This is a genomic window from Streptomyces globosus, from assembly GCF_003325375.1.
Taxonomy (GTDB): domain Bacteria; phylum Actinomycetota; class Actinomycetes; order Streptomycetales; family Streptomycetaceae; genus Streptomyces; species Streptomyces globosus_A.
Genome location: NZ_CP030862.1, coordinates 2,677,330 through 2,690,610 on the forward strand (window position 1 = coordinate 2,677,330; position 13,281 = coordinate 2,690,610).

9 protein-coding genes are annotated in these 13,281 nt (G+C 73.9%); 7 read left to right on the plus strand and 2 right to left on the minus strand.

The window, feature by feature from the left end; all coding sequences use genetic code 11:
• Positions 1-30 precede the first annotated feature (30 nt).
• Together C0216_RS12030 and C0216_RS12035 are read right to left on the minus strand one after the other, a co-directional pair.
• A complete protein-coding gene (locus tag C0216_RS12030; protein ID WP_246042501.1) occupies positions 31-477 on the minus strand; it encodes a hypothetical protein in 447 nt (148 codons plus the stop codon).
• Positions 478-524: 47 nt separating this feature from the next.
• Entirely contained in the window at positions 525-1,064 is a 540-nt protein-coding gene (locus C0216_RS12035; RefSeq protein ID WP_114055265.1) for a hypothetical protein, read from the minus strand.
• Between the two features lie 112 nt (positions 1,065-1,176).
• On the opposite strand from C0216_RS12035, the gene C0216_RS12040 reads away from it, so the two are divergent.
• The 7 genes from C0216_RS12040 (at position 1,177) to C0216_RS12070 (ending at position 13,277) form a co-directional block, all read left to right on the plus strand.
• A complete protein-coding gene (locus C0216_RS12040; protein ID WP_114055266.1) occupies positions 1,177-1,620 on the plus strand; it encodes a winged helix-turn-helix transcriptional regulator in 444 nt (147 codons plus the stop codon).
• Between the two features lie 132 nt (positions 1,621-1,752).
• The gene (locus tag C0216_RS12045; protein ID WP_114055267.1) at positions 1,753-2,106 is read left to right on the plus strand and encodes a MerR family transcriptional regulator; all 354 of its coding nucleotides are present in this window, start codon (positions 1,753-1,755) and stop codon (positions 2,104-2,106) included.
• Between the two features lie 203 nt (positions 2,107-2,309).
• A complete protein-coding gene (locus C0216_RS12050) occupies positions 2,310-3,311 on the plus strand; it encodes a DUF1702 family protein (protein ID WP_114055268.1) in 1,002 nt (333 codons plus the stop codon).
• A gap of 101 nt (positions 3,312-3,412) precedes the next feature.
• The gene (locus C0216_RS12055) at positions 3,413-4,384 is read left to right on the plus strand and encodes a DUF1702 family protein (protein ID WP_114055269.1); all 972 of its coding nucleotides are present in this window, start codon (positions 3,413-3,415) and stop codon (positions 4,382-4,384) included.
• Positions 4,385-4,390: 6 nt separating this feature from the next.
• Positions 4,391-6,325: a CRTAC1 family protein gene (locus tag C0216_RS12060; RefSeq protein WP_246042502.1), complete on the plus strand. Its 1,935-nt coding sequence runs from the start codon at positions 4,391-4,393 to the stop codon at positions 6,323-6,325.
• A 5-nt stretch (positions 6,326-6,330) separates the two neighbouring features.
• Positions 6,331-7,398, plus strand: coding sequence for an enediyne biosynthesis protein (locus C0216_RS12065; RefSeq protein WP_114055270.1), 1,068 nt, complete (start codon positions 6,331-6,333; stop codon positions 7,396-7,398).
• Positions 7,395-13,277 carry a type I polyketide synthase gene (locus tag C0216_RS12070; RefSeq protein WP_114055271.1) on the plus strand — a complete coding sequence of 1,961 codons (5,883 nt, stop codon included), beginning with the start codon at positions 7,395-7,397 and terminating at the stop codon, positions 13,275-13,277. The genes C0216_RS12065 and C0216_RS12070 overlap by 4 nt, the downstream gene beginning before the upstream one ends.
• Positions 13,278-13,281 lie beyond the last annotated feature (4 nt).

Consider the following 13,281-nt stretch of genomic DNA (forward strand, 5'->3'; position numbering starts at 1 on the left):
GCCGCACAGGCGGGAGCCGGCCGGGGTACGTCAGACGGTCCGCGGCGGCACCAGATGACGCCGGGCGAGCTGCACCAGCAGCCCGTAACCGGCGACCACCAGCGCCAGCGTGAAGATCCACTCGCGGGATCCCTGAGGCCGGTACACCCGCCCCGCGTTGCCGACATCCAGCGCGGGGACGCTCTGCCCGGCCCGCAGCGCGCCGCGCCCGCTGCCGTACAGGGCGACTCCGGGCCGCTCGGCCGGCCCGTCCACGGCCCGGAACCGGCCGGACCAGGTGCAGGTCTCGTGCCCGGGATGCCGCACGCAGTCCAGCCGTTCCGCCGTGAACGTGCCCGCCACCCCGCTGGCCGTGGCCGCGCGCAGAGCCGGCCCCAGATTGTTCAGCCCGACGTACAGGCACAGGCAGGCCACCGCGAGCAGCGCGGCGGAGGTGACACGCGAAGGCCGCCGTGCCCGCGCGCGGGGCGCGGGCACGGCGGCGGACGCAGGGCGGGGTGGTGCCTGTTCGGTCGACGCCTCCATCACTCGGCGCAGGAGCAGCGCGGACCGCCGCTGCGGTTGTGCAGCACCATGGCCACGATCATGGGCAGCGTGACGAGCGCGTTGTAGAACAGGTGGAGTTCCACCCGGGGCACCAGGAGCTGGATGATGCTCGTCGGCACGGCCTTGCCGGCGAGGTTCTCCCCGGTGAGCGCCTGGAGCAGCAGCAGCAGATGCTCCAGGTGGTGCCACACCTGGACGGCGAGCGTCACGTTCCACCAGGTGCGGGCACGGCCGTCGAACCCGGGCCGCAGCAGCAGGAATCCGACGAGCATGACCAGGGCGTAGCCGTAGTGCATCCACTCCGAGGTGACCAGCCACGGGAACGGCACCCCGAGCAGCCCGCGGGCCTCGGGCAGCGGCCAGCCCAGGACGTAGATCTGGGCTGCCTGCGTCAGATGCTCGGCCCAGTGCGCGAGGACGATCACCAAGAAGATGCGGAGTCCGGTTCGGTGCAGTCGGCTGTTGAGGGTGGCCACGGTACTGCGCAGCCCCGCTGTCAACGCCACGTCGGTCGTCAACGTCCACCTCCACGATGGGTGTCAGGGTCGTCATCTCAGCAGCCGGTGCGCCGCTCCGTCTTCTCTGCGATTGCCCGATTGCCGCCACGGGCAGCCGAGTTAGCATGGCCGAATGCTCAGGCGCACGTACGAAGGGCAGGACTGCTCGCTCGCTCAGGCACTCGAAGCCGTCGGCGAGCGCTGGACGCTGCTGATCGTCCGCGACGTCCTCCTCGGCATCAACACGTTCGACGCGTTCATCGAGGAGCTCGGGATCTCCCGCAACGTCCTCACCGACCGCCTCAACCACCTGGTCGCCTGCGGAATCCTGGAGCGGGTCGCCTACCAGCAGCGGCCGGTCCGCCACAGCTACGAGCTCACAGCGAAGGGCCGCGACCTGACGCCGGTCGTGGCGGCGCTCATGCAGTGGGGCGAGCGCCATGCGGCCGGACCGGAGGGCCCGCCGCGGCGCACCGAGCACATCGGCTGCGGCGGCCCCGTGCACGCCGTCCTGACCTGCGCGGACTGCGCCCGGCCGGTCGCGAACGAGGAGGTCACCGCGGGCTGGGTGCGCTGACGCGGCGGCTCGCCGGACCGGGCAACATGGAAGAGGAGCCGCCGGATTCCGGCCAGCTACCTTGGACATCGTCGCTGTTCCCCCGCTGCCCCACTGCCGCTCCGGGGCCGCTGCGGAAATGAGGTGCGTCACGTGCGCGTTGCAGCACTCAGCGCCGTATCCGGCGTTCCCGTGTCGACCATCGACCACTACATCTGCGAGGGGCTGCTGCCCGGACCGGACGACGAGGCAGCCGAGGACGCGGGCCAGGTCCGCCGACTCGCCCTGATCCGGGCCCTGGTCGAGGTCGGCGGCCACTCCCTGCACGAGGTACGGGACATCGTCGGAGCCATCGAGGCGGCCGAGGCCGACCCGGCCGCGCGGCGGACCGCCGAGTACGGCCGGCTGCCGGCCGACATCCCGCCCGGCGAGCTCCTCGCGGACGCCCTGCGCATCGCCCTGGGCCGGCTGGCCCGCAGAGCGGCCGCGGGCGGGCCGGCCAACTAGGGCCTGCCGGAGGGGGATCCCTCCCGGGCCGGTCGCACCCTGCGGATCAACGACCCGCGGGGGGCGGCAGATGCCCGCTGCGCCGGGCCCGGCCGTGAACCGCCGGACGCCGCCGAAGCGCACGCGGGGAGATGCCCATTCGGCAGGACGGGTTCCACGATGGGCCCCTACCCGACCGCGGCGAGCAACTGGAGGCACCGACCATGCCGACCCTTCTCGGATCGCTCCGCAGGCTCCTGATGGCTCCGACCGCCATCGACGTGGGCTTCGCCGCCCGGGGGTTTCCGATCGAGCGCAGCGAGGCCACGCACCGGCTGGAGGCGATCCCCCAGGCGGTCGTGTGCGGTTTCGAATGGGCCGTCGACGACCCCGGGACACCGGGCCCCGGCCGCACGGACACGGACACCGAACTCCGGATCCGGCTGATGGATCCGGACCTGCGGGGCTTCGCCTACGAGGGGGCCGCCATGGCCCTCACCGTCCGGGACGCGATGGGACCCGGCCGCGGCGGGCGCACGCGCGGGCTGCTGCTGGGCCCCGCCCGCCCGCACATCTTCCTCGCCTACATCGGCGTGGGGTTCGCTCTCGCCCGGCTGCCCCGCCCGCTGTGGCGGAAGGCCGTGCCCGACCTGGCAGGCGTCGACTACCCGCAGATGAGCTGGCTGGTCGTCGACGGCTACGGCTTCGACCGGGCCTACTTCGACACCGCGGCCGTCGTCGACCGACAGAAGCGGCTGCCGCCCTACCCGTGGGAAGGCGACCCGGAGTACTTCGGGCGCGCCGTGGACCAGGGCATCGGCCGGGCCCTGTGGTTCATCCACGGCGCGAACGCGCCCGCCGTGGCCGCCGCCGTCGGCCGCTTCGCGAGCGAGCGGCACGCCGACCTGTGGAGCGGGGCCGGGCTCGCCGCGACCTTCGCCGGGTGCTGCCCCCCGGCAGGCCTGGAGGCGCTGCGGCGGGCGGCGGGCGAGCACGCCGGCGAGCTGGCCCAGGGCGCCGTCTTCGCCGCCAAGGCCCGCGCCCGGTCCGGCACCGTGCCCGAGCACACCCACACCGCGCTGACCGCCCTGGCCGGGCTCGACATCGGCAAGGCCGTGGCCCTCGCCGACGACTGCACCGCCGACCGGGCGGCCGGGCCGGGCCGGCCGGCGTACGCGCAGTGGCGTCGGAACGTACGCGAACGCCTGGCGGAAATGGCCGGTTGAGCACAAATGAAGTAGACGCCGCTTCGGCCGCGATGTGTAGATTCGCAAGCACGTTACGCAGGCATGAGTGGTGCGCCTTATCCGAGGGGTGGTAGAGCTCCATGTCGGCAAATCTGCGTGCGCTGCGGCGCCGTATTCTGACACCCGGTATTTCTGCGACAAGCCTCGATGTCCGAGGTTTCCACAAGAAGAGCCCGGCCGCGCAGGAGCTGCTGGAGACGGTGGGCCGGCACTTCCTGGAGGGCTACGGCCACGCCGTGGAAGTGCGCACCACCGCCGAACTGGAGGACCGCCTCGAACGGCTCCCCACCCGCTTCCGCGGATTCGCCTACGAGGGCGCTGCGATGGGCGCCACCGTGCTGGACGCACTCCCCGGCAGCCGGGGAAACCGGCTGGCGGGCCTGCTGGCCGGCCGCGGCCGCGACCACGTCTACATGGCCTACGTCGGCATCGGCTGGGCCATGGCCCGGCTGCCGCGCCCGCTGTGGCCCGACCTGAGCCGCACCGACCCGCTGATCCGCTGGCTCGTGCTGGACGGATACGGCTTCCACCAGGCGTACTTCAAGACCGGGAAGTACGTCCACGGCCAGTACGAGGATCCGCGGTTCGCCTGGTCCTGGGGCTCCCCGTCGTATGCCCGGCGCGCGGTCGACCAGGGCATCGGCCGGGCCCTGTGGTTCGTGGCGGGCACCGAGCCGGATCTCGCGGCCACTCTGATCGAGAAGTTCCCGGAGGGCCGCCGCGCCGACCTCTTCAGCGGCACCGGACTGGCCGCCGCTTACGCCTGCGGTGCCGAGGAGGGTGAGCTGGCCCAGTTGGCCCGGCGCGCCGGACCGTACCTGCGGCAGCTGCAGCAGGGCGCCGCGTTCGCCGCCGAGGCCCGCGAGAAGGCCGGCCTGACGGTCGCGGCGACCGAGGTCGCGGTGGGCGCGCTGTGCGGCATCAGCCCCGCCGAGGCCGCGGCGCTCTGCCGCGCCACCCGGCCCGCCGGCCCGGCCGCGCCGGACGGCTCCGGCTACGAGAAATGGCGACAGGACATCGCCGCCGCATTCGTCTCCCGAGAGGAGAAGTAGACCGACATGGCAGTGAGCTCCCGGCTGCGCAGCCAACTCCCCGGAATTGTCGCGCTCACCGCCATGGTGAGTGTCTTCTACGCGGTTCAATTGCCGACCACATCGGCGGCGGAATCCTCCCGCATGGCCGAGGACTACGCGTTCACCCCCATGTCCGTCGCCATGCCCGCGGGATATCGCCACCAGTCCATCCGCCAAGTGAACAAGGCGTACAAGGGCATCGACGCGTGGATTTCCTCCGTCGGCGCGGGCATCGCCATGAACGACGTCGACGGCGACGGACTGCCCAACGACCTGTGCATCACCGACCCGCGGATCGACCAGGTGGTCGTCACCCCGACCCCGGGCCGGAACGACACCCGCTACCGGGCGTTCGCCCTCGACCCCGCGCCCCGGCCCATGACCGACACCATGGCCCCGATGGGCTGCGTCCCCGGTGACTTCAACGAGGACGGCCGGACCGACCTGCTCGTCTACTACTGGGGCCGGACCCCGATCATCTTCCAGGCAAGGGCGGACGCGTCCGGGGCCGGCGCACCCGGCGCGGGCGCCCCGGCGCTCACCGCGACCTCCTTCGACCCGGTGGAGCTGGTCTCCGGAGTGGGCAAGGAGACCTACACCGGCCCGCAGTGGCACACCAACGCCGCCACCGTCGGCGACTTCGACGGCGACGGCCACGACGACGTCCTGATCGGCAACTACTTCCCCGACAGCCCGGTCCTCGACCCGACCAAGGACGGCGGAGTGGAGATGAACCACTCCCTGTCGCACGCGACCAACGGCGGCGAGGACTTCATCTTCCGCGGCACCGGAAAGGGCTTCGAGGAGGCCCGCGACGCGCTCCCGAAGAGCGTCCGCAACGGCTGGACCCTGGCCGCATCCGCCGCCGACCTCGACGGCGACCTGCTGCCCGAGGTGTACATGGCACACGACTTCGGCACCTCCAAGCTGCTCTACAACAAGTCCCGTCCCGGCCGGATCGAGTTCGCGGTGGTCGACGGCCGGCGGGACGCCCTCACCCCCCGGTCCAAGCAGCTGGGCCGCAGCTCCTTCAAGGGCATGGGCGTCGACTTCAGCGACCTCGACGGTGACGGGCTGTACGACATGTTCGTCAGCAACATCACCACGTCGTTCGGCATCCAGGAGTCCAACTTCCACTTCACCAACGAGGTGAAGGACCGCGAGGCCCTGCGCGACGAGTTCAGGAAGGGAGTCGCCCCCTACGCCGACCGCAGCGCCCCGCTGGGGACCGCCTGGTCCGGCTGGGGCTGGGACGTCAAGAGCGGCGACTTCGACAACGACGGCGACCTGGAGATCGTCCAGGCCACCGGATTCGTCAAGGGCAAGACCAACCGCTGGCCCCAGCTCCAGGAGCTGGCCACCGCCAACGACGCGCTGACCTCCAACCCGTTCTTCTGGCCCAACGTCAACGAGGGCGACGACATCGGCGGCGACCAGCGGCTCCGCTTCTTCGCCAAGGGCGGCGACGGCCGCTACACCAACCTCGGGGAGCAGCTCGGAATCGGCGCGCCCGTCCCCACCCGCGGCATCGCCACCGGCGACGCCGACGGCGACGGCCGGCTCGACCTCGCGGTCGCCCGCCAGTGGGACCAGCCCGTCTTCTACAGCAACCAGAGCCCCAGTGGACACAGCAGTCTCGCCCTCAAGCTCGTCCACCCTGACGGCGCCCCGGTCGTCGACGCCCAGGTCGAGGTGGTCCTGCCCGACGGCACCCGGCGGATCTCCCGGGTCGACGGCGGCGGCGGGCACTCCGGCAAGCGCAGCCACGAGGTGCACATCGGCCTCGGCGAGCACGGCGCGCAGCCGCTCGACGTCCGGCTGAGCTGGCGCGACCGGGCCGGCGACCCGCAGAAGGGGTCGCTGCGGCTGGCCGGCGGCCGGCACACCGTCCAGCTCGGAACCGAGGCGAAGGAGAAGTGACGCACATGTCCGAGAAGTCAGGGCAGTTGCCCGCCACAGCAGCACCACGCCACGACCCCAAGGTCGTCACCGCCCTGCGCCGCTTCGCCATCTCCATCAGTGTCTTCAACCTCCTCGGCTACACCGTGCTCGGCTTCGAACAGCCGTGGACCTGGCCGCTGATCGCGCTCGCCACCGCCTACACGACCGAGATCGTGCTGGAGGTCATCGCGGCCAAGGCCGAGCGCCGCAGCCCCCGCTTCCTGGGCGGCGGCTTCCGGGGCCTGCTGGAGTTCCTCTACCCGGCGCACATCACCGGCCTCGCGCTCAACATGCTCACCTACGTCAACGACCGCGTCTGGGTGATGGTCTTCGGCGTCGTCGTGGCCGTCGGCACCAAGTGGGTGCTGCGCGCGCCCGTCCGGGGCCGGCTCCGGCACTACATGAACCCGTCGAACTTCGGCATCGCCGTCATCCTGCTGCTCTTCCCCTGGGCCAGCATCGCGCCCCCGTACCACTTCACCGAGTACGTCGAGACGCCCATCGACTGGCTCATCCCGGCCATCATCATCACCGCCGGCACACTGCTGAACTCCAAGCTCACCGGCCGGATGTGGCTGATCGCCGCCTGGGTCATCGGCTTCGCCCTGCAGGCGGTCATCCGCGGACTCGTCCTCGGCACGTCCATCCCCGGCGGCCTCGCCATGATGACCGGCGTGGCGTTCGTGCTCTTCACCAACTACATGATCACCGACCCGGGCACCACTCCCTCGAAGCCGTGGGCACAGGTCGCCTTCGGCGGCGGTGTGGCCGCCGTGTACGGCATCCTGACCGCGCTGCACATCGCGTACGGCATCTTCTTCGCCACCGCGCTCGTCTGCCTGGTCCGCGGCCTCTACCACTGGGCAGTCCACCTGGCCGGGAGGCAGGCCGCCGCCGCCCGCGCGGCCGAGACAGCGGCCCCGCCCGCCGGGTCCGCCGGGTCCGCCGGGTCCGCCGCGCCTGCCGCAGCCGCGGCGGGCGACGAGGCCGGGGAGCCCGCCGCGGCGGGCGCGGACGCCGCCGACACCCAGCCGGCGGTGGCAGTCCGATGACCAGACTCGCCATCGTCGGCATGGCCTGCCGCTACCCCGACGCGGAAACCCCCCGCGACCTGTGGGAGAACGCCGTGGCAGGCCGGCGTGCCTTCCGCCGCCTCCCGGACGTCCGGATGCGCCTGGAGGACTACTGGGACGCCGACCCCGCGGCCCCGGACCGGTTCTACGCCCGCTCCGCCGCCGTGATCGAGGGCTACGAGTTCGACCGGCTCGGGCACAAGATCGCCGGCAGCACCTACCGCTCGACCGACCTCAGCCACTGGCTCGCCCTGGACGTCGCCGGCCGGGCGCTCGCCGACGCCGGCTTCCCGCAGGGCGAGGGCCTGCCCCGGGAGCGTACCGGCGTCGTCGTCGGCAACACCCTGACCGGCGAGTTCACCCGTGCCAACACCATGCGGCTGCGCTGGCCGTACGTACGCCGCGTGCTCACCGCCGCCCTCAAGACCCGGGACCCCCAGGGCTGGGACGACGACCGGCTGGCCGGCTTCCTCGACGAGGTCGAGGCCACCTACAAGAGCCCCTTCCCGCCTGTCGACGAGGACACCCTGGCCGGCGGCCTCTCGAACACCATCGCGGGCCGGATCTGCAACCACTTCGACCTCGGCGGCGGCGGATACACCGTCGACGGCGCCTGCTCCTCCTCCCTGCTCTCCGTCACCCAGGCCGCCCGCGCGCTCCTCGACGGCGACATCGACGTCGCCGTCACCGGCGGCGTCGACCTGTCCATCGACCCGTTCGAGATGGTCGGCTTCGCCAAGACCGGCGCCCTCGCCCGGCACGAGATGCGGGTCTACGACCGGGGCGCCAACGGATTCTGGCCCGGCGAGGGCTGCGGCATGATCGTGCTGATGCGCGAGGCGGACGCGCTCGCGGCCGGGCACCGGGTCTACGCGAGCATCGCCGGCTGGGGCATCTCCTCCGACGGCCACGGCGGGATCACCCGGCCCGAGATCCACGGCTACCGGCTGGCGCTGCGCCGAGCCTACGGCCGCGCCGGATTCGGCATCGAATCCGTCGGCCTGTTCGAAGGCCACGGGACGGGTACCCGGGTCGGCGACGCCACCGAACTCGGCGCGCTCATCCAGGCCCGCGACGAGGCCGCGCGCGCCGCGGCAGGACGCGGCGGCGCCGCCGTCCCGCCCGCCGCGATCAGCTCCGTGAAGGCCATGATCGGGCACACCAAGGCCGCCGCGGGCATCGCCGGACTGATCAAGGCCGCCATGGCCGTGGATGCCGAGACCCTGCCGCCCGCCCTCGGTCTGGTCGACCCGCACCCGCTGCTGCTGGAGAACCCGGACGTGCTGCGCGCACTGCGCCGCGCCGAGCCCTGGCCCGAGGACCTCCCGGTCCGGGCCGGCATCACCGCCATGGGCTTCGGCGGCATCAACACCCATGTCGTCCTCGACCGGGCGGCCGCAGCCGGCCCCCGGCGCCGGGCCGCCGCCGCGTCCGCCGGCGGGCGCGAGGCGGAGCTCGCCCGCTCCGTCCAGGACGCCGAACTGCTGCTGGCCGACGCCGAGTCGCCGCAGGAGCTGCGCCGCAGGCTGACCGAGCTGGCCGACTTCGCGGCCGGGCTGTCCTACGCGCAGCTCTCCGACCTGGCCTCCACCCTGCACGACGGGCTGCAGGCCGCGCCGTACCGGGCGGCTGCCGTCGTCACCTCACCGGAGGACGCCGCGCGGCAGCTGCGGCAGCTCGCCGACACCCTGGAGGCGGGCACCACCCGGCACATCGCCCAGGACGGCAGGGGCTTCCTCGGCGAGGCGCGCGGCCCGGCCCGGATCGGCTACCTCTTCCCCGGCCAGGGCTCGGGCCGCGGCACCACCGGCGGGGCGCTGCGACGCCGACTGGCCGAGGCGGAAGCCGTCTACGAAGCCGCAGCCCTGCCCGGCCCGGCCGGCCTGGACACGGTGGCCACCGAGGTCGCACAGCCCCGTATCGTCGCCGGATCCATGGCGGGCCTGCGCGCGCTCGCCGCCATCGGCCTGGAGGCGACCGTCGCCGTCGGCCACAGCCTCGGCGAGATATCGGCCCTGGCCTGGGCGGGCGCGCTGGACCAGGAGCTGGTGCTGACCGTCGCCCGGCTGCGCGGGCTGGCCATGGCCGAACACGGCGAATCGGGCGGAATGGGCTCCCTCGCGGCACCCGCCGCCACCGCCGAACGACTGGCCACCGGCCTGCCCGTGGTCATCGCCGGCTACAACAGCCCCCGGCAGACCGTGCTGGCCGGCCCGGTCGACGCCGTCGCCGCGCTGCTCGACCGGGCGGAGGCTGCGGGCGTGCCGGCCACCCGGCTCGCCGTCTCGCACGCCTTCCACTCCCCGCTGGTGGCCTCCGCGGCCCAGACGGTCGGCGACTGCATGGCCGAACTCGGCTTCGCGCCCGTCGGGCGGCGGGTCGTCTCCACCGTCACCGGGGACACGCTCGCCACGGACACCGACATCGCCGCCCTGCTGCGCCGCCAGATCACCGAACCGGTGCGCTTCGCGCAGGCCGTCGGACGCGCCGCCGAGCGGCTCGACCTGTTCATCGAGGTCGGACCGGGCCGGGTGCTCAGCGGGCTCGCCGCCGACCTGAGCGACGTACCGGCGGTGTCCCTCGACACCGACGACGAGTCCCTGCACTCGCTGCTGCGGGTGGCCGCGGCAGCCTATGTCGTCGGCGGGCCGCTGCACCTCACCCGGCTGTTCCAGGACCGGCTGGTGCGCCCGCTGGAGATCGGCGCCGAGTTCCGGTTCTTCGCCAGCCCCGCCGAACAGGTCCCGGACGTGGTCGTGCCCCGGTCCAGGGCCGCCGCGACGCCCGCCGCGACGCCCGAAGCCGACGCCGGTGCCGAAGCCGCAGCCGGGACCGGCGAGGGCGGCCTCGACCTGCTGCGCCGGCTCGTCGCCGAACGCGCCGAACTGCCCCTGGACATGGTGCACGCCGGCACCCGCCTGCTCGACGACCTGCACCTGAGCTCCATCACCGTCGGCCAGATCGTCAACGAGGGGTCCCGGCAGCTCGGCCTGCCCCCCGCCGCCGCCCCGCTGAACTTCGCCACCGCCACCCTGGGAGAACTGGCCGACTCCCTCTCCGTGCTGGCCCGGACCGGCCGGGAAGGCGCGAGCGCACCCGTCGCCGCAGCCGCCGGTGCCGCCGCCTGGGCCCGCGCCTTCGCCGTCGACCTGGACGAGGTGCCGCGGCCGGCCGCCGCACCCGCCGCGGGCACCACCGAGCCCGGCCCGTGGACGCTGTTCGCGCCGGACGGCCATCCCTTCGCCGCGGACCTGTGCGCCGCCCTGCGGGCCACGGGAGGCAGCGGGGGAGTGCTGGTCTGCCTGCCGCCGGACGCCGGCGAAGCCGACGTGGAAAGGGCCCTGAACGGCGCGCACACGGCGCTGGAGGGCCCGCCCGCCGGCCGGTTCGTCCTGGTCCAGCACGGCCGCGGCGCGGCCGGCCTGGCCAAGACACTGCGCCTGGAGGCCCCGGGCCTGCGCACCACGATCGTCCGGCTGCCGCCGGACCCCTCCCCGGACATCCCCGACCCGGTCGCCCTGGTCACGGCCGAGGTCGCCGCCACCGCCCACTTCGCGGAGGTCGTCTACGACGCGGCCGGCACCCGCCGGGTCCCGACACTGCGTGCCCTGCCCGTCCGCCCCGCCCGCACCGACCAGCCGCTCGGCCCCGCCGACGTGCTGCTGGTGACCGGCGGCGGCAAGGGCATCACCGCCGAGTGCGCCCTCGCCCTCGCCCGGGACAGCGGAGCCGCCCTGGCCCTGCTCGGCCGGTCCGACCCGGCCACCGACCCCGAACTCGCGGCGAACCTGCGCCGGATGGCCGACAGCGGCACCCGGGTGCACTACGCCCGCGCCGACGTCGCCGACCCCGGCCGGGTGCGGGCCGCGGTCGACACCCTCACTGCCGCCCTCGGGCCCGTCACCGCCCTGCTGCACGGCGCCGGACGCAACGAGCCGACCGGCCTCCCGGCCGTCGACACCGCCTTGGTCCGGCGCACCTTCGCCCCCAAGGTCGACGGATTGCAGGCCGTGCTGGGCGCTGTCGACCAGGACCGGCTTCGCCTGCTCGTCACCTTCGGCAGCATCATCGGCCGGTCCGGACTGCCAGGCGAGGCCCACTACGCCGTCGCCAACGAATGGCTGGCCGATCTCACCGAGGAGTTCGCACGCAGCCACCCCGCCTGCCGGACCCTCTGCCTGGAGTGGTCGGTCTGGTCGGGCGTCGGCATGGGCGAGCGGCTGTCCGTCGTGGAAACCCTCACCCGGAGCGGCGTCACCGCCCTGACCCCCGACCAGGGCGTGGCCCTGCTGCGCCGGGTGCTGGCCGACCCGGACGCGCCGACGACCGTCGTGGTCAGCGGCCGGACCGAGGGCATCGGCACCGTCCGCCGCGACCTCCCGCCGCTGCCGCTGCTGCGCTTCGTCGAGAAGCCTCTGGTGCACTACCACGGAGTGGAACTGGTCGCCGAGGCCCGGCTCAGCGCCGGCACCGACCCCTACCTCGCCGACCACGACCTCGACGGCAACCTGCTCTTCCCCGCCGTCATCGGCATGGAGGCGATGGCCCAGGCTGCCGCCGCCTGCACCGGGCGCACCACCGTGCCGGTGATCGAGGCGGCCGAGTTCCTGCGCCCCATCGTCGTCCCGCCGGCCGGCGCCACCGCCATCCGGATCGCCGTCACCGCCACGGACGACGACACCGTCGAGGCGGTGATCCGCAGCGAGGAGACCGGCTTCGCGGCCGAGCACTTCCGGGCCCGGCTCGTGTTCCGCGAGGCCGCGGTGGACCAGGGGCCGCCCGACCAGACCCCGGACGACCTGCCGGCCGTACCGCTGGACCCGCACGGGGACCTGTACGGAAGCGTGCTGTTCCAGAGCGGGCGCTTCACCCGGCTGCGCCGCTACCACCGGGCTGCGGCCCGGTACGTCGACGCGGACGTGGCGACCTCGGCGACGGACCAGTGGTTCGCCGGGTTCCTCCCCGGCGACCTGCTGCTGGGCGACCCCGGTGCACGGGACGCGCTGATGCACGGCACCCAGGTGTGCGTGCCGCACGCGACCCTGCTGCCACAGGCGGTCGACCGGATCCAGCCGATCGGCGGCAAGCCGGTGGACACCGGCGAGCTGCGGTACGTCGCCACCGAGCGCAGCCGGGACGGCGACACCTACGTCTACGACATCGCCGTCCGCGACGCCCAGGGCGACACGGTCGAGCGGTGGGAGGGCCTGCGGCTGCGGGCGGTCCGCAAGAGCGACGGGCGCGGGCCGTGGCCGGTGCCGCTGCTCGGGCCCTACATGGAACGCTCGCTGGAGGACCTGACCGGGGCCCGGCTGTCGATCGGCGCGGAACCGGCGCCCGAAGCCGGGCCCGGGACACCCGCGGCGGATGACCGGCGGGCCCGGACGGCCACCGCGGCGGCTCGCGCCCTCGGCCGCCCGGCCGTGATCCGCTACCGGCCCGACGGCCGGCCCGAGCTCGCCGACGGCGGCAGCCTGTCCGCGGCGCACGGCCCCGGCCTGACGCTGTGCGCGGTGTCCGCCGAGGGCGGGCCGGTCGGCTGCGACTGCGAAGCCGTCGCGCCGCGCACCGAAGCGGAGTGGCGGGCGCTGCTCGGCACCCACGCGCCGATCGCGGAGCTGCTCGTCCGGGAACGGCCCGACGAGGGTCCGGACGCGGCGGCGACCCGCGTCTGGACGGCCCTGGAATGCCTGCAGAAGGCCGGCCTGACCACGACCGCGCCGCTCACCCTGACCGCCCGCGGCAGCGACGGCTGGGCCGTCCTCGCCTCCGGGGGCCTGCTGGTCGCCACGCTCCTCACCACTGTGCGCGGGGTGGACCGGCCGGTCGTCCTCGCACTCCTGACAGAAGGGTGCTGAACCC

Bases quoted from the DNA above. Each gene is read 5' to 3' on its own strand.
- C0216_RS12070 (WP_114055271.1), top strand. From the start codon at position 7,395: ATGACCAGACTCGCCATCGTCGGCATGGCCTGCCGCTACCCCGACGCG.
- C0216_RS12050 (WP_114055268.1), top strand. From the start codon at position 2,310: ATGCCGACCCTTCTCGGATCGCTCCGCAGGCTCCTGATGGCTCCGACC.
- C0216_RS12065 (WP_114055270.1), top strand. From the start codon at position 6,331: ATGTCCGAGAAGTCAGGGCAGTTGCCCGCCACAGCAGCACCACGCCAC.
- C0216_RS12040 (WP_114055266.1), top strand. From the start codon at position 1,177: ATGCTCAGGCGCACGTACGAAGGGCAGGACTGCTCGCTCGCTCAGGCA.
- C0216_RS12060 (WP_246042502.1), top strand. From the start codon at position 4,391: ATGGCAGTGAGCTCCCGGCTGCGCAGCCAACTCCCCGGAATTGTCGCG.
- C0216_RS12055 (WP_114055269.1), top strand. From the start codon at position 3,413: ATGTCGGCAAATCTGCGTGCGCTGCGGCGCCGTATTCTGACACCCGGT.